The organism is Pseudomonas sp. P116 (genome assembly GCF_020149425.1).
Classification (GTDB): domain Bacteria; phylum Pseudomonadota; class Gammaproteobacteria; order Pseudomonadales; family Pseudomonadaceae; genus Aquipseudomonas; species Aquipseudomonas anatoliensis.
The window spans coordinates 438,764-455,255 of record NZ_JACVHB010000004.1 but is presented as its reverse complement, the minus strand read 5'-3'; the positions used below and the strand labels follow the sequence as shown (position 1 = coordinate 455,255).

Below are 16,492 nucleotides of genomic sequence, written 5' to 3'. Positions count from 1 at the left end.
GTGTACTGGGACAGTTGTCACCATAGACGACCATACAGTGGGTTGTCTGCCACAACTGTACTGATTTGCGAGCAATTCGACAGGTGTAAAAAAGCCCGGCACTGCATGACAGTCCGGGCTTTCCAGAGACGCAACCCTCAACGGGCGGCGCCGAGCTGGCCTTTTTCGTCGGAGAACACAATTTCCACACGACGGTTCTGTGCTCGCCCACGCTCGGAAGCGTTGACGTCCACCGGGTATTCGTCGCCGTAACCTTCGACCTGAATACGTTTGTCGTCGATGCCCAGGTCCATCAGCACATCGGCCACCGACTGCGCGCGGTCGCGGGACAGTTTGAGGTTTTCCTGTTTGCCGCCGGTGCTGTCGGTGTAGCCCTCGATACGCACCACGCGTTTCGGATTCAGCTGCAGGAACTGCACAATCTTCAGGACCACGCGGTTGGCCGAGTTTTTCAGCTCCGCTTCACCGGTGTCGAACAACACGTCACCCAAAGTCATCACCAGACCACGATCAGTCTGCGTGGTGGCCAGCGCAACAATCTGCTCTTCGAGCCACTTGCCCTGCTGCTGCACGCTCAGCAGTTTCGATTCACGCAGGGCCAGTTGCAGGCGCTGACGATCCAGTTCGAGCTTGGCTGCACGCTCTTCGTTGAGCACTTGATTGGTGTGTTCGCGGGCAATCGCGCTGTAACGCTGGCTCAGGTAGGCGTAGTGCACCACGTCCGAACCGCTGCCCCAGTAAGTAGACAGGCGATCGGCACGAGCCAGGGATTCACCGGCGCGGATCACGTCTTTCGGCGCAATGCGCAGCACGTTGGAATCTTCCTTGACCTTCTGGAAGTCGGCGCCGGCGTCTTGCAACGCGGACTCACTGTGCTGACCGGCGCAGCCGAACAGGCTCGCGCAACCGGCGAGGATCAGACCACCGAGGACCTTGGATTTGAGGCTCATTGGGCATCTCCCAGTTGCTTGCGCAGACGGACGATGCGGGTGTTCAGCACATTCAACTGTTCTTCGCTTTTCTGGGTCAGTACTTTGGCTTCTGCCAGACGTGCGTCGAGTTCGGCCTGTTCGGAACGCATGCGCGCGTTCCGAAAGGATTCGTCTGCCATATTGCCTTTGGCCCGGTTGTACTTGGTTTCGGCCAGTTTCATTTCCGGCACGTCATCGCCAGTGGCACCGACGGCCTTGGCTTGGGCGATGGCCTGCTCGGTCAAACGCATTTGTTCAATGGGTGCCGGATCGGTCGCGCAACCGGCCATGGCCAGAACGGCCACCGCCGCGAAAAGAGGTCGAATACTCACTAAGAATCCCTACTGTTTTGGGGCACTGACAGGTTGTTGCGGCTGTTGCTGCTGCGCCTTCCAGCGCTCGATATTGCGTTGCAGCGCGGCTTCCGTCAGTCCGGACGCGGGCAATTCTGTCATCTTTTTGGCCAGCTGTCCGCGCAACCACGGATCGTTGCACGCCGAGTTATGGGAAACCGCGAGGAACAGACCCGGTCTGTCGATGGGTTGCTCGAACGCCAAGAGGTCATTGGCCATGCCCAACGCCTGCGCGGCGGCCATGCCCGAGTAGCGTCCGGCGAGTACATATTCCACTTCGCCCAGCAGAAGTTTCTGAAAGGCCTGGGTGAGGTTTTCTGTCCGGACAAGGGTCAATTGCTGATCGGCGAAAGTGCCAAATGCCTGGGTCATCCGAGACTTTTCCGACACGCCACCGGTATGACCGTGCAGGTCACCGGCTTCGCTGTAGGTCAGCGTCGAGCCTTTGCGCGTCCACACCAGGTAGTCGTTTTCCAGCAGTGGCGGATGGATGTAGTCGAGATTCTCCAGCTCATTGAGCGTCAGCGGCGCGTCGGCCAGCATGTCCATGCGCCCACTGCGCACCTCATCGAGGGCCTGCGAGCGCTTGCCGGCGTAGAGCAACTCGACCTTGATGCCCAAGTCCTTGGCCACTTGCTGCAACAGGTCTGCGCTGGCACCGATCAATTGCTTGGGGTTTTGCGGATCCTGCCACAGATACGGCGGAGCATCCGGGCTGCCGGTAACGATCAGGCGCTCGCACTTGCCCGCAGCCGCGGCCAATCCTGGCAACAGGGCCAATCCCAACAACAATCCGCAGCGCAGATCCATGGCGAAACGCTCCCACTCAAACCCGAGACAAAAAAAAGCCCGACCAAAAGGTCGGGCTCTTTATAAGTGAAGCCGCTGGATTAGACCAGCTTCTCCAGCTCAGGGATTGCTTCAAACAGGTCCGCTACCAGACCGTAATCAGCTACCTGGAAGATCGGCGCTTCTTCGTCCTTGTTGATCGCAACGATCACTTTGGAGTCTTTCATGCCGGCCAGATGCTGGATCGCGCCGGAGATACCGACGGCGATGTACAGCTGTGGCGCAACGATTTTGCCGGTCTGACCGACCTGCATGTCGTTCGGTACGAAACCTGCATCGACTGCGGCGCGCGAAGCACCTACAGCAGCGCCCAGCTTGTCGGCCAAGGCGTACAGGTGTTTGAAGTTGTCGCCGTTCTGCATGCCGCGGCCGCCGGAAACGACGATCTTGGCAGCGGTCAACTCAGGACGATCGGACTTGGCCAGCTCTTCGCCGACGAAGCTGGAAGTGCCCGCATCGTGAGCAGCGCCAACAGCTTCAACAGCAGCCGAACCACCTTCAGCAGCAACCGGATCGAAACCGGTGGCACGCACGGTGATCACTTTGATCGCAGCAGTCGATTGCACGGTAGCGATGGCGTTACCGGCGTAGATCGGACGCTTGAAGGTGTCAGCGCTTTCTACCGAGATGATCTCGGAGATCTGGTCAACGTCCAGCTGTGCAGCAACGCGCGGCAGGATGTTTTTGCCGTTGGAAGTGGCGGCAGCCAGAATGTGGCTGTAGCCAGCGCCGAGTTCTGCAACCAGAGGAGCAACGTTTTCCGGCAGCTGATGCGCGTAAGCCGCGTTGTCAGCGTTCAGGACTTTGCTCACGCCAGCGATTTTCGCAGCGGCTTCAGCCACGGCGCCAGCGCCCTGACCTGCAACCAGCACGTGGATGTCGCCGCCAATTTTGGCAGCAGCAGCCACGGTGTTCAGCGTGGCCGGAGCCAGCACTTTATTGTCGTGTTCAGCGATTACCAAGATAGTCATGGTCAGATTACCTTCGCTTCGTTTTTCAGTTTCTCGACCAGTTCAGCCACCGACTTGACCTTGATGCCTGCGCTGCGTGCAGCCGGCGCTTCGACTTTCAGGGTCTTGTTGGTGGAGGCGGTGGAAACGCCCAAAGCGTCCGGAGTCAGCACTTCGAGAGGCTTCTTCTTGGCTTTCATGATGTTTGGCAGGGACGCGTAGCGCGGCTCGTTCAAACGCAGGTCGGTGGTGACGATCGCCGGCAGTTTCAGCGAAACAGTCTGCGCGCCGCCGTCGATTTCGCGGGTCACGGCAACGCTGTCGCCGGAGACTTCGACTTTCGAGGCGAACGTGCCCTGACCGTAGCCGCTCAATGCAGCGAGCATCTGGCCGGTCTGGTTGTTGTCGCTGTCGATGGCCTGTTTGCCAAGGATCACCAACTGAGGCTGTTCCTTGTCGACCACAGCCTTGAGCAGCTTGGCCACGGCGAGCGAGGTCAGATCTTCAGCGGATTCGACGAGGATGGCACGGTCGGCACCCAGAGCCAGTGCGGTACGCAGCTGCTCCTGAGCGGTGGTCGGGCCGATGGAGACGACGACGATTTCAGTCGCAACACCTTTCTCTTTCAGGCGTACGGCTTCTTCCACTGCGATTTCGCAGAACGGGTTCATCGACATCTTGACGTTGGCGAGGTCTACGCCGGAATTGTCCGCCTTGACGCGGACCTTGACGTTGTAATCCACAACGCGTTTGACAGCTACAAGAACCTTCATGGATTCCTCGTTACTCTCCGGTGAAAAGAAAGTCGCCTAGGCGAACCTGGCGGTTGATGCTCATCGGGCTACAAGGGCACCTCTAAAAACGCCGGCCTGTGTACGAGATGATTCCACGCTGCGAAGTGCTGTGACCGTTCGTCAGTGGTGACCGACAAGTCATGCCTCTTCACGGTGTGTAAACTGCGCGCCGGACCTGCGCTGCGCATCACCTTGTACTGCCTACGCCCTGTCTTTAGAGGTGCTCTTGAAACCGCCAGTCTGCCTACGGCGAGCGCAAAACCGCCCGTATCTTGACCGGAACGCCTATTCCGGTCAATACAGCAAAATGACCATTCATAAGCCGCGCTTCTTTGATTTATCTGGGCTGGAGCCGATTCAAACAAACGTTTGTATTGGACGCTAGGAGTGGTGTAGATATAATGCGCCCCCTAGAGAGAAAGGTGGCTTCTCCTTTATCCCCTTGACGTTAACGTAAAGGCGTAGCGGAAGCGACATCAAACCTCCATATTAGAAAAAAAACTGTTGAGCCTTGAGTAGGAGATAGCCTGTGGAACGCGAATACATGGAATTCGACGTGGTCATCGTCGGTGCCGGCCCCGCTGGCCTGTCCGCCGCCTGCCGCTTGAAGCAGAAGGCCGCCGAAGCCGGTAAGGAAATCAGCGTCTGCGTGGTCGAAAAAGGCTCCGAAGTCGGCGCACACATCCTTTCCGGTGCCGTATTCGAACCCCGCGCACTGAACGAACTGTTCCCGGACTGGAAAGAACTTGGCGCCCCGCTGAACACGCCGGTTACTCGCGATGACATCTTCGTGCTGAAAAACGCCGAAAGCGCGCAGAAAATTCCAGACTTCTTTGTGCCCAAGACCATGCACAACGAAGGCAACTACATTATCTCCCTGGGCAACCTGTGCCGCTGGCTCGCCCAGCAGGCCGAGAACCTGGGCGTAGAAATCTACCCGGGCTTCGCTGCTCAGGAAGCGCTGATCGACGAGCAAGGCGTGGTTCGCGGGATCATCACTGGCGACCTCGGTGTCGATCGCGAAGGCAATCCGAAAGAAGGCCTGTACACCCCGGGCATGGAACTGCGTGGCAAATACACGCTGTTCGCCGAAGGTTGCCGTGGCCACATCGGCAAGCAACTGATCAAGCGCTACAACCTCGACAGCGATGCCGACGCCCAGCACTACGGCATCGGCCTGAAAGAAATCTGGGAAATCGATCCGGCCAAACACCAGCCAGGCCTGGTGGTACACACCGCCGGTTGGCCGCTGGACATCATGGGCACCGAGAACACCGGCGGCTCTTTCCTCTACCACCTGGAAAACAATCAGGTAGTGGTCGGTCTGATCGTTGATCTGTCGTACAGCAACACCTACCTGTCGCCGTTCGACGAGTTCCAGCGCCTGAAACATCACCCGGTGCTGGCTCAGTATCTGGAAGGCGGCAAGCGCATCAGCTACGGCGCCCGCGCAATCAGCAAAGGTGGCCTGAACTCGCTGCCGAAGATGGTTTTCAAGGGCGGCGCGCTGATCGGTTGCGACCTCGGCACCCTGAACTTTGCCAAGATCAAAGGCAGCCACACCGCGATGAAATCCGGCATGCTCGCCGCCGAATCGGTGGCTGACGCGCTGTTCGCTGAAAAGTACGGCACTGAAGAGCTGACCACTTACGTCGACGCCTTCAAGAAGAGCTGGCTTTACGACGAACTGTTCGCCAGCCGTAACTTCGGCCCGGCGATCCACAAGTTCGGCGCCATCGTCGGCGGCGGTTTCAACTGGCTGGATCAGAACATCTTCGCCGGCAAACTGCCGTTCACCCTGCACGACACCAAGCCGGATTACGCCTGCCTCAAGCTTGCGGCCGACTGCAAGAAGATCGACTACCCGAAACCCGACGGCAAACTCAGCTTCGACAAACTCAGCTCGGTGTTCATCTCCGGTACCAACCATGAAGAAGAACAGCCTTGCCACTTGAAGCTGACCGACCCGAGCATTCCGATCAGCAAAAACCTGCCGCTGTACGACGAGCCGGCGCAGCGCTACTGCCCGGCCGGCGTGTACGAGGTGATCACCAAGGAAGACGGCGAGAAACGCTTCCAGATCAACGCCCAGAACTGCGTGCACTGCAAGACCTGTGACATCAAGGACCCTTCGCAGAACATCACCTGGGTGACGCCGGAAGGCGCTGGCGGCCCGACTTACCCGAACATGTAAGCCGAACCGCTGAAAAACAAGGCTCCCGAAATGGGGGCCTTTTTGTTGCCGCAATTCAGTGCATCACATCAAACCCTGTGGGAGCTGGCTTGCCAGCGATGGCGGTGGATCAGGCGACATCTATGTTGAATGTGCCGGCCTCATCGCTGGCAAGCCAGCTCCCACAGGGATTGTGTAAATCCTCAGGCAGCGCGCTCATCACCCGGGCTGCGCTCAAAGTAGCGCTTATATTCACGACTGAACTGCGAAGTACTCTGATACCCGACCCGATGCGCCACCTGCGCCACACCCAATCCCTCAGCCACCAACAGCGTCTGCGCTTTCAACAACCGTAAACGTTTCAAATACTGCACCGGCGACAACAACGTGCTGCGTTTGAAATGCTCATGAAAGGTCGACACGCTCATGTTCGCGCAACTGGCCAACGTTTCGACGTTCAACGGCTCAGTGTAATGCGCGTGCAAATGACTGATCGACGCCGCCACCCGGGCGAACTGCCCCTGCTGCTCAACCAGCGCACGCAACACATCGGCCTGCGGTCCGCGCAAGGCGACGAACAGCAACTCGCGAATTCGCGCCGGGCCCAGAATCTGACACTCCAGCGGATCGTGCAGACAACTGAGCAACCGTTCGACACAGCCGCGCATGTCATCGTCGAGCACCACCGACGTCATCGACTCCGGCGTCTGCGCGGGAATATGCCGCCCCGGCGCCAGCCCCATGGCCAGCACCAGCTCGCCGAGCAAAACACGGTCGATCGCCACCGACACACCCAGCAGCGGCGCATCCGGCAAGGCAAAGGTTTCACACTCGAAAGGCACCGGCAGCGCCTGAATCAGATAATGTCCGGCGCCATATTCCATGGTGCGCGGCCCGAGAAACGCCAGTTTGCTGCCCTGGGCGATGATCATCAGGCTCGGTTCATAGATGTGCGGGCCACGGGCAACATCGCAACTGGCGCGCAGCACCTGCACGCCCGGCAGCCCGGTCGGGGAATAACCGTCGCGCAGTGCCAGCGGTTCAATCAGCGAAACCAGCGTGGCGTTGGCATCAAGGTGACGAGTTAATTGCATCGAGGTTCTTCAGAAAAAAGTAACGGAAAAAGGCATGAAAGCATCATCGCAGATCCTTTTGCCAATGCGACTGAACAAACCCGCTTGCCGGAGGATTAGGCATGAGACCCGGAGGAATCGCCATGGCCGGACAGTCGCGCGGCGCCCAAAATGCGCCGCCTCACTTGTCACTGCTTTGCGAGGTTTCACATGTATACCGCTATCGGCTATGCCGCCCAATCGGCCACCACGCCCCTCGCCCCGATGAAATTCGAACGCCGCAGCCCTCGCGCCGACGACGTCGCCATCGAAATTCTGTACTGCGGCGTGTGCCACTCCGACATCCACCAGGCACGCAACGAATGGGGCATCGCTGTTTACCCGTTGATGCCCGGCCACGAGATCGTCGGAAAAGTCACCGCAATTGGTGCGAATGTCACCCAACACAAAGTAGGCGATCTGGTCGGCGTCGGCTGCATGGTCGACTCCTGCCGCAGTTGCGAAGCCTGCCAGTCGAACCTCGAGCAGTATTGCCTCGAAGGCCCGACCATGACGTACGCCACCCCGGACCGTGTCGATGGTAGCAACACCATGGGCGGCTACTCCGACAGCATCGTCGTCAGCGAGCACTTCGTCGTGCGCATCCCGGAAAAACTGGCTCTGGCCAGCGCTGCGCCAATTCTCTGCGCCGGCATCACCACTTACTCGCCGCTCAAGCATTACGGCGTCAAGGCTGGCGACAAGGTCGGGATTCTCGGCATGGGTGGTCTCGGCCACATGGGCATCAAGTTCGCCAAGGCGATGGGCGCCGAAGTCACCCTGTTCACCCGTTCGGCGAGCAAGGCTGAAGAAGGTCGTCGTCAGGGCGCCGATCATGTGATCGTGTCCACCGATGCCGAGCAGATGAAGGCTGCCGCGGGTTACTTCGACTTCCTGCTGGACACCATTCCGGTGCAGCACGACCTCAACCCGTACCTCGACACCCTGCGCTTTGATGGCGTGCACATTCTGGTCGGCCTGATCGAACCGGTTGATCCACCGGTACACGCCGGCAAACTGGTGATGAGCCGTCGCGTACTCGCCGGCTCGTTGATCGGTGGCATTGCCGAAACCCAGGAAGTGCTGGATTTCTGCGCCGAGCACAACATCACCTGCGACATCGAAATGCTCGACATCCGCCAGATCAACGAGGCTTACGCCCGCATGATCGCCGGCGACGTGAAGTACCGTTTCGTGATCGACATGGCAACGCTCAAGGTTTAATCACACCTTTAAACCCAGCTCCGCCGATAGCCGGGCTGTGACCCCTTTGATCAGGGGAATCAGCTCGGCCATTTTCTCCAGCGGCATATAGGGCACGGTGCTGGCGATGCTGATCGCCGCCACAATGCCCTTGCTCGCATCACGAATCGGCGCCGCCACGCAGCGGATCGACGGTTCGTTGTCTTCCAGATCGAACGCGTAGCCACCGGCCACGTATTCGGTCATGCGTTGTTCAAGCTGTTCCCACGACTGTTGGGGATGCTGCGGCCAGAACTGACTTTTCCCACCCGCCGGAAGGCTGATGTCGTAAAGGCGCTGCCAATCCTGTGGCGAGTCATCGAGCATCAAGGCCTTGCCGATCCCCGTGCGTGCCAGCGGCATACGATGGCCGACCCGCGAACGCATTTCCGGGCCGTTGCGCCCCGGGTTCTTCAGCAGATACAGCACTTCATCGCCTTCACGAATCCCCAGGTGAACGGTGTCACCGGTCAGTGCCGACAACTCATCCAGATAGGGCCCGGCAAGGCTCACCAGCGGTAATTCTTCGCGCGCCTGGAAACCCAGTTCGATCAGCTTCGGCCCCAACAGATAACCGACTTGCGGCACCACGCGCAGATAGCGCTCGTCGACCAGACAACTGGCCAGACGGTGGGTGGTGCTGCGCGTGGTGCCGATCAGCCGGGCAATCTCCTTGAGATCACGCGCGCCACTGGCCACGGCTTGCACCACGCCCAGTCCGCGAAGCAGCGTCTGGGTGCCAGTGGGTGCGGCGTCCTTGGTTTTTTCCGGAGCGTCTTCCTGCATATCCAGCCTTTACCGTTGAGCGAGGGAACGGGCGGCATTATGGTCGCCCGACGCTAAGCACTACAACTCGATACGTTCAACCTTGCCCACCAGCAGCACGTAGGACAAAGCACCGATCAACGCCAGAACCGCGATATAGGTGATCGCCGGGGCGAACGAATCACCGCTGGCGAGGAACCCGATCACGATTGGCGTGGCAATCGCCGACAGGTTGCCGATGAAGTTGAACACCCCACCGGTCAAGCCGAGCAGGCGTGCCGGCGCCAGTGTCGACACCAGCGACCAGGTGATCGATGCCAGGCCATTGCCAAAAAACGCCAGCGCCAGAAAGGCAATCACCAGCGGCGTCGACTCAACAAAGTTGGCGCCGATGATCGAAGTGGAAATCAGCAGCCCGCCAATGATCGGCAACTTGCGCGCAAACCCGATGGTGTAACCGCGACGAATCAAGAAGTCGGAAAAGAACCCCGAGCACAACACGCCTACGAACGCGGCGAGAAACGGCAACGAGGCCAGCAAGCCAGACTTGATGAAGTCCATGCCGCGATATTTCACCAGGTAGGTCGGGAACCACGTCAGGAAAAACCACAACGTCGAGTTCAGGCAGAACTGGCCGAGGTAGATGCCCCACAACTTGCGTTTGGTGAGAACGATGCCGAGATCGGTCCAGCTGAATTTGGCTTTGACCTTGGCGCTATCGGCCTGGATATCCACCAGCCCGCCGCCCTCGCGGATCAGCTCGATTTCTGCATCGTTGGCCCCTTTGAAATCCCGTGGCTCGCGATACACCGCGTACCAGATCGCCGCCCAGATAATGCCCACCGCACCTGTCGCGACGAACACCATGTGCCAGCCGAATTCGTGTTGCAGCCACGCGAGAACCGGCGTGAGGAAGGCCAGCCCGACAAATTGCCCGGAAGTGTAAAAACCAATCGCCGTGGCGCGTTCACGCTCCGGAAACCAGGTGGTAACCACGCGACTGTTGATTGGATAGGCCGGTGCTTCCAGCGCGCCGACTGCCATGCGCAGGACGAACAGCGCAATGAAACTGGCGGCGAAACCAAGCATCACGGTGGCGATCGACCACAACAGCAGTGCGACGCTATAAAGAATGCGTGGCGGCACGCGATCCACCAGCCAGCCACCGGGGATTTGCATGGCAGCGTAGGTCCAGCCGAATGCGGAGAAGATCAGGCCAACGTGAATCGGGTCGATGCCCAGCTCGCTGGTCAGGGCCGGCGCGGCAATCGACAGGTTGCTGCGGTCGAGGTAGTTGATGACCACGGTGATAAACAGCAACACCATGATGAAAAAACGCTTTCGGCTGGGCGCGACTAAAGACGCCTGCCCGGTGAGGGTTTGCGGTTGCATGAGAGATGCCTCTTCTTATGTTTATTTGAGGTCCTGACGCAAATCTCCCATCCATGGAGATCAATTGTGGGAGCTGGCTTGCCAGCGATAGCGGTACATCTGTCACATCAGTGTTGGACGTGCCGCCGTCATCGCTGGCAAGCCAGCTCCCACAGGGATTAGTGGTGTGTCAGGCGGGACTCACCACTCGGCAAAACTGCCATCGGCATGGCGCCAGATCGGGTTGCGCCAGCGGTGGCCGACGGCCGCGCGTTCGATCACATATTCCTCGTTGATCTCGATACCCAACCCCGGGCCGTTCGGAATCTTCACGAAGCCTTTTTCGTAATGGAACACCCGCGGATCCTTCACGTAGTCGAGCAAGTCATTGCTCTCGTTGTAATGAATGCCCAGGCTCTGCTCCTGAATAAACGCGTTGTAGCAAACCGCATCCAGTTGCAGACACGCCGCCAGAGCAATCGGTCCCAGCGGGCAATGCAACGCCAGCGCCACGTCATAGGCTTCGGCCATGTTGGCGATCTTGCGGGTTTCGGTAATACCGCCGGCGTGGGAGGCATCCGGCTGGATGATGTCGACGTAGCCTTCGCTCAACACGCGTTTAAAGTCCCAACGCGAGAACAACCGCTCGCCGAGGGCAATCGGCGTGCTGGTCAGCGGAGCCAGTTCTTTCAACGCTTCGTAGTTCTCGCTGAGCACCGGCTCTTCGATAAACATCAGTTTGTAGGGGTCGAGTTCCTTCATCAGCACCTTGGCCATCGGTTTGTGCACGCGACCATGGAAATCGACGCCGATGCCGACATTCGGCCCGACCGCATCACGCACGGCGGCGACGTTGGCCAGGGCGAGGTCGACTTTTTCAAAGGAGTCGAGAAACTGCAGCTCTTCCGTGCCGTTCATTTTTACTGCGGTAAAACCACGGCTCACGGCCTCTTTCGCCGCACGCGCGGTGTCGGCTGGCCGGTCGCCGCCGATCCACGAATACACGCGGATCTTGTCGCGCACCTGACCACCGAGCAGATCGCTGACCGACACACCAAGCGCCTTACCCTTGATGTCCCACAGCGCCTGATCGATACCGGCCAGCGCACTCATGTGGATCGCGCCGCCACGGTAGAAGCCGCCGCGATACAACACCGTCCAGATGTCCTCGATGTTGCGTGGGTCTTTGCCGATCAGGTAGTCGGACAATTCCTCAACAGCCGCCGCCACCGTGTGCGCGCGACCTTCAACCACAGGCTCGCCCCAACCGGTCACGCCCTCGTCGGTTTCGATCTTGAGGAAGCACCAGCGCGGCGGAACGATGAAGGTTGTGAGTTTGGTGATTTTCATCTTGTTGTCTCTCTTATAGATGTAGCGCTCGCAGCGCCAAAAAGTCTTAGCGAAGGGCTTTCCAGGCAGCCACATAGGCCTTGGCATTCGCCGCTACTTGCTCAACGCTCATCCCCGATTTGAATAGCCCCGAGCCGAGACCGAAACCCTTGACGCCAGCGTCGATGAACACCTGCATGTTGTCCGGGGTGATGCCACCGACCGGCGCCAGAATCGTCCCGGCCGGCAATACCGCCAGCCAGGCTTTGACGACCGCCGGGCCCATCTGCTCGGCCGGGAACAACTTGAGAATGTCCGCGCCCTCCTCCAGCGCCGCGAAGGCTTCGGTCGGCGTGGCAACGCCCGGCGACAGGTACAGCCCCGCCGCTTTCGCTGCGCGCAATACCTTGGCATCGCTGTGCGGCATGACGATGACCTGGCCGCCGGCCTCCTTCACCAATTCGACCTGTTCCGGGGTCAACACCGTACCGGCACCGATCAGGCAATCGGCGGGCAAGGCCTTACGCAGGATGGCGATACTTTCGTACGGCGAAGGGGAATTGAGCGGTACTTCGATGACGCGAAATCCGGCCGCATACAGGACTTCTCCCACAGCGGCAGCTTCCTGCGGATGCAGGCCACGCAGAATCGCGATCAGACCGTTTTGCGCCAATGCTTGCTTGAGCATGTCAGGCCTCCAGTCGGGGTTAACGGGATGAGGAATCGATCAGTCCGGCAGCCAGTGCCAGTTGCCACAAGCCACGCTCGGTGGCCTGCTCGGCCAGCGTCACGTTGGCGAAGCCACAGGCGTCAAGGGCACGGCTATAACGTGTGCACAATTGCGCATTGCCAATGAGGATGATCGAGGGAAGATTCGGATTGTCACGGCGACGGCGCTGAGCGGTGGCAAGTGCCGCCAACTCATGACCAATCATCAGGCCGGACAAGTAATCCGCTTGCGCCGTCGGGCTGAGTTCGCCGGTCAGGCCCAGGGTACGGGCACTGAACAATGTAGAGAGCACACCGAGTTCACCGTCCGCCGACAGCGCAACCTGCACGCCGCGGTCAAATGCCTGACCATCGAAAGCGGCACCTTGCTGTTGGGTGCGGCCGAGAATGCTGTGTTCGCTGAGCACGGCGAACACTTCGCCGGTCATGAAGGTGTCGAAATGGGTGATGCAGCCATCGACCACCTCCACCCATTTCGAGTGGCTGCCCGGCAGGCCGATCAACAGATCACCGCCCGCCTCGACAGGTAGATTCTGCAGAACGCCCAGCACTTGGGTCTCTTCGCCGCGCATCACGTTCGGCAGACGCGAACGCTGAATCACGCCCGGCACGATATGCACTCGCGTACCGCGAAGAGTGACAACTGTTTGTAGGGAGTTTCCGAGATTGGCGACGTTCGCCGGCGTGTCGCAGTAGGCAGCTTCGCGCCAGCCTTGCGCGCTGCCGACCATGCCGCAGGCGATCACCGGCAGATCCGGCTGCGCCTCGAGCCAGTCGCCACAGGCCTCATCGAAAGCCAGTTCAAAACCGTCGGCACATTCGCGACCGTTGATGACTCGCGGGGTCTTCGGCAGTTGCATGATCCCGGACGACAGCGAGCGCTGTTCCAGCACCACACCGCCCGCCGCGAGTTTGTAAGCACGTAATGAGGTCGTCCCCCAATCGAGCGCGATCAATTGCGCCAGCATCGCTTCACCTGTTTTGTTTTTGGCAGTGAGTGCGACGGACTATAGACCTCTCAGCAGCAAAATCTCAATATGTAATTTCACATCCCACATTATGGGAACTACTGTATCGCCGACGCCCTCAAGCCATCCTCAAACAAAAACAGCTTAAAATTTTCAGGGCGATTCGAGCCAAACACATGAGTATCGCCCCGAGCGTCACTCAGACCTTCCTCTTCGCGACCATCCGGGCGTTTGATCATGTACCTGACGTCCGCCTTGGGCTGCTGGGTGCGGGTATCAAAAATGCGGAATTTTCCATTCCGGGGTGCAAAAGAACTCAATATGCTGCTGTAGGGCATACTGCTGCACACTCCACCATGAACAATAATGTCTCCGCCGTGGTAACGCTTATCTGTAATGCATATCTGTTCAAAAGTCAGCCATGACAATGGGCGCAGTCCAGGCGGCAAAATTACATATTCCGGCGCTGTAATTTGATGCTGCACCTCTTTCATAATTCGAGAGGTTGGAATATACATAATCTTTGAATAATAGGCTTTATAGAAGGTAGCGGTAGTGGTAGTCCGACAAGGTATGTAATCTTGTGCCTTCAGCATTGAAAGCAACACTTCCTTTCTAATGGACAAGGAGCTAGAGCCGTGACTTACGTCCTCCTTGAATCTAAGGTTAACGTTAAACTCATAACGGCGATCACCTTCAACAGTACGAACTTCATCAACAACACCATTTGCAGTGTAACGAATGTGATGCAGAATTGAAAAATCGTTATCACCATCAAGCGAACATATTAGCCACGTACCGACTTGAGCGCTTATCCCATGCGCATCGTACAAATTGACCAGATCTCTATCAGATCTAAAGCGCAGATTGTAATGCCCCGAATCGTATTCGACAGAAGTGAATTCTATCCTTGGTGAAGGCACATTCAACTGCATACATGAGGAACATAAGGCAAATAAAACCACCAATAGCAACCTAGCCATTACCACTCCAAAAAGAAAATAACACAGCAACTAAAACCCAGCGAATAATGCACGCAACTGACAATTCCTTGCTTACACGCGCATGGCATCTATCAATGACGCCCTGCCCGTGACCAAGCGAACTCCAGACCTTTATTTTTTTGTTTAGTGGCTCAGTGCTTATCCACTGCCTTGAGTATCTCTTCCACTGGTACATACATAGCACTGGAAAAATAAGTATCGATCATTGTCGCACTGGCAAAAAACTTACAAACCACAAACTTTCTATTCACCAACAAATTTTTTATTTCTTCGGGAGACAAATTTCTTTGACTGTTCCCATTGGCTACCGATTCACTGAAAACGACGTGCGACACAAAATCAAGATGAGTTCCAGACTTATCATCAGTAACCGAACCGCTCATAAACTTCTTCATCTGATGACCTTCACTAAAGTCAGGATCATCTTCTAACGCACAAAGCAGACCCACTCCAATCAACGATTTATACGGCCCCAAAACATCGACATCCGAAGTAAAATGCAGTTCATACAGACCTGTATTCGCAACACGCTCAATCTTAGAGAACTGAAGATTCGCAGGAGGCTTAGCTTGTTTGAATGTACATCCTGCAGACGCCATCACAAGCAGCAAAAAGACTATTCTGAATATCATCACATTTCGCCCCTGAAATGTTGATTTACCGAATTTATCATATAACTCAAAGCTGATTTCCCATCCGCCAATGCCGTGGTATACATGACGCCTGCAGCTTCATGATTAACGTCCATGATACTGTTCACGTTCGGCCCACTTTCAAGGCGCCATTGTTCGCCGATCCCAGCGATCCAGTCAGACATATTAGAATCTGAAGATTGAGCCAGAATATTTATCCACAATCCCGCCCGAGGCTGCGGCGTATCGGAATAGATATTAGAAATACCGCCAACCAGTGCCCCCTTTCCAACTGGATCGAGGGTAATCAGCATCTTAACGGAGTAACCCAAACCACTCAAATGGTTCGACAGGTGGGCGCCGTTCCACCCTCCTAGACTGTGCCCAACAATGTAAACAGCGTCACTTTTACAAAGCTCTTGAAGCACATTCGTTTTAATATTTTCCTCACCAATAACTTGATTGTACCCAAGATGGTAAGACTTCACGCCAGGGGCATAATTGGCTTGAATGACTGAGTTATCAAAGGACTTTTGTGCACGAGCCACGTTATTCTTCGGCCCAAAACCGTAGTAACTTTCCTTATCACCTGCTCCTCCGATGAAGAACGCAGCAGCACGCCGCATGTATTTAAACTGTTTAACTGCTTCGTCTGTTGGGCAGGTTAGCGTGTGTGAACCAAGATTCTTCTTGTCGCCATCCGCAGTAGAGGTATCCGTTCCCAATTCCAATCACTCCGCGAATAGTTCGATAGTTTCCGCAAGATGCGAGCTCACAGCATGTGTGAAACCTGCTGCGTCCGTTATACCGTGCTCTTCACTGCCATTCCCACGTTTGATGGTGTAAGGATGATTAGCGACAGGTTCTCCTGAGAATTCATCGACCAACTGCATCTTGTCCGTAAAATGCACCGGCATCGGCAGCAACCCACTAAACGCCGCCCCTCCGCCGCTCTGGCCGATAATCACCGTCCCCGAACCACCGATCACGACATTGCCGTGACCTCCGGTGCTGTCGAGCGTTGCGGCGTTCAGGCCATTGATGAAAACGGTGCCGGAGACAGCGCCGGTGATCGGACTGCCACACGCAGATTTATCAGTCATGCGCGCGGCGGCGAGGCCGTCGAAGAAGACGTTCGGCGAGCCGGAAACAATCGGGTTAGTGCCATGGCCAGGCAGTGGGCAGGCGGTTGGGTCGGTGACGCGGGCGGCGGGTTTTCCACTCAATTCAAAGCTCCTTGCTTCAGAGGT

General features: G+C 57.4%; 17 protein-coding genes. 2 read left to right on the top strand and 15 right to left on the bottom strand.

Translation table 11 applies throughout. The annotated features are described in order from the left end of the window. Positions 1–137: 137 nt before the first annotated feature. The 5 genes from ICA15_RS16500 to ICA15_RS16480 form a co-directional block, all read right to left on the bottom strand. A complete protein-coding gene (locus ICA15_RS16500) occupies positions 138–950 on the bottom strand; it encodes an OmpA family protein (protein WP_150605420.1) in 813 nt (270 codons plus the stop codon). Further along, positions 947–1,303 (bottom strand): DUF4398 domain-containing protein, encoded by a 357-nt coding sequence (locus ICA15_RS16495; RefSeq protein ID WP_042560397.1) that lies wholly within the window; start codon positions 1,301–1,303, stop codon positions 947–949. The genes ICA15_RS16500 and ICA15_RS16495 overlap by 4 nt, the downstream gene beginning before the upstream one ends. A gap of 9 nt (positions 1,304–1,312) precedes the next feature. Continuing rightward, positions 1,313–2,134: a substrate-binding periplasmic protein gene (locus ICA15_RS16490; protein ID WP_150615994.1), complete on the bottom strand. Its 822-nt coding sequence runs from the start codon at positions 2,132–2,134 to the stop codon at positions 1,313–1,315. Between the two features lie 80 nt (positions 2,135–2,214). After that, entirely contained in the window at positions 2,215–3,144 is a 930-nt protein-coding gene (locus tag ICA15_RS16485) for an electron transfer flavoprotein subunit alpha/FixB family protein (RefSeq protein WP_042560399.1), read from the bottom strand. A 2-nt stretch (positions 3,145–3,146) separates the two neighbouring features. After that, positions 3,147–3,896 carry an electron transfer flavoprotein subunit beta/FixA family protein gene (locus tag ICA15_RS16480; RefSeq protein ID WP_007908338.1) on the bottom strand — a complete coding sequence of 250 codons (750 nt, stop codon included), beginning with the start codon at positions 3,894–3,896 and terminating at the stop codon, positions 3,147–3,149. Positions 3,897–4,446: 550 nt separating this feature from the next. Between ICA15_RS16480 and ICA15_RS16475 the strand changes: the two genes are divergently transcribed. Next, positions 4,447–6,111, top strand: coding sequence for an electron transfer flavoprotein-ubiquinone oxidoreductase (locus tag ICA15_RS16475; protein ID WP_210554009.1), 1,665 nt, complete (start codon positions 4,447–4,449; stop codon positions 6,109–6,111). Positions 6,112–6,293: 182 nt separating this feature from the next. Here ICA15_RS16475 and ICA15_RS16470 read toward each other — a convergent pair whose 3' ends face one another. Continuing rightward, the gene (locus ICA15_RS16470) at positions 6,294–7,184 is read right to left on the bottom strand and encodes an AraC family transcriptional regulator (RefSeq protein ID WP_150605416.1); all 891 of its coding nucleotides are present in this window, start codon (positions 7,182–7,184) and stop codon (positions 6,294–6,296) included. Positions 7,185–7,373: 189 nt separating this feature from the next. On the opposite strand from ICA15_RS16470, the gene ICA15_RS16465 reads away from it, so the two are divergent. Continuing rightward, positions 7,374–8,426 carry an NAD(P)-dependent alcohol dehydrogenase gene (locus ICA15_RS16465; RefSeq protein WP_150605415.1) on the top strand — a complete coding sequence of 351 codons (1,053 nt, stop codon included), beginning with the start codon at positions 7,374–7,376 and terminating at the stop codon, positions 8,424–8,426. On the opposite strand, the gene ICA15_RS16460 is transcribed toward ICA15_RS16465, so the two are convergent. From ICA15_RS16460 to ICA15_RS16420, 9 genes are all read right to left on the bottom strand, one after another. Beyond that, a complete protein-coding gene (locus ICA15_RS16460; protein WP_150605414.1) occupies positions 8,427–9,230 on the bottom strand; it encodes an IclR family transcriptional regulator in 804 nt (267 codons plus the stop codon). It abuts the gene before it with no gap. Positions 9,231–9,290: 60 nt separating this feature from the next. Beyond that, positions 9,291–10,601 carry an MFS transporter gene (locus tag ICA15_RS16455; RefSeq protein ID WP_042560404.1) on the bottom strand — a complete coding sequence of 437 codons (1,311 nt, stop codon included), beginning with the start codon at positions 10,599–10,601 and terminating at the stop codon, positions 9,291–9,293. Positions 10,602–10,781: 180 nt separating this feature from the next. Continuing rightward, complete coding sequence (gene dgoD / locus ICA15_RS16450) at positions 10,782–11,930, bottom strand: galactonate dehydratase (RefSeq protein ID WP_210554010.1); 1,149 nt, start codon at positions 11,928–11,930, stop codon at positions 10,782–10,784. Between the two features lie 46 nt (positions 11,931–11,976). After that, the gene (locus tag ICA15_RS16445; protein WP_210554011.1) at positions 11,977–12,597 is read right to left on the bottom strand and encodes a 2-dehydro-3-deoxy-6-phosphogalactonate aldolase; all 621 of its coding nucleotides are present in this window, start codon (positions 12,595–12,597) and stop codon (positions 11,977–11,979) included. A gap of 19 nt (positions 12,598–12,616) precedes the next feature. Further along, positions 12,617–13,606, bottom strand: coding sequence for a 2-dehydro-3-deoxygalactonokinase (locus ICA15_RS16440; RefSeq protein ID WP_210554012.1), 990 nt, complete (start codon positions 13,604–13,606; stop codon positions 12,617–12,619). Positions 13,607–13,704: 98 nt separating this feature from the next. Continuing rightward, on the bottom strand, positions 13,705–14,589 hold the full coding sequence (locus ICA15_RS16435) for a hypothetical protein (protein WP_210554013.1): 885 nt from the start codon (positions 14,587–14,589) through the stop codon (positions 13,705–13,707). Positions 14,590–14,741: 152 nt separating this feature from the next. Next, positions 14,742–15,242, bottom strand: a complete 501-nt coding sequence (locus tag ICA15_RS16430; RefSeq protein ID WP_210554014.1) for a hypothetical protein — start codon at positions 15,240–15,242, stop codon at positions 14,742–14,744. Next, positions 15,242–15,967, bottom strand: coding sequence for an alpha/beta hydrolase (locus ICA15_RS16425; protein ID WP_224450886.1), 726 nt, complete (start codon positions 15,965–15,967; stop codon positions 15,242–15,244). Before ICA15_RS16425 ends, ICA15_RS16430 begins: the two co-directional genes overlap by 1 nt. A gap of 6 nt (positions 15,968–15,973) precedes the next feature. Then, positions 15,974–16,468, bottom strand: coding sequence for a PAAR domain-containing protein (locus ICA15_RS16420; protein WP_042560408.1), 495 nt, complete (start codon positions 16,466–16,468; stop codon positions 15,974–15,976). Positions 16,469–16,492 lie beyond the last annotated feature (24 nt).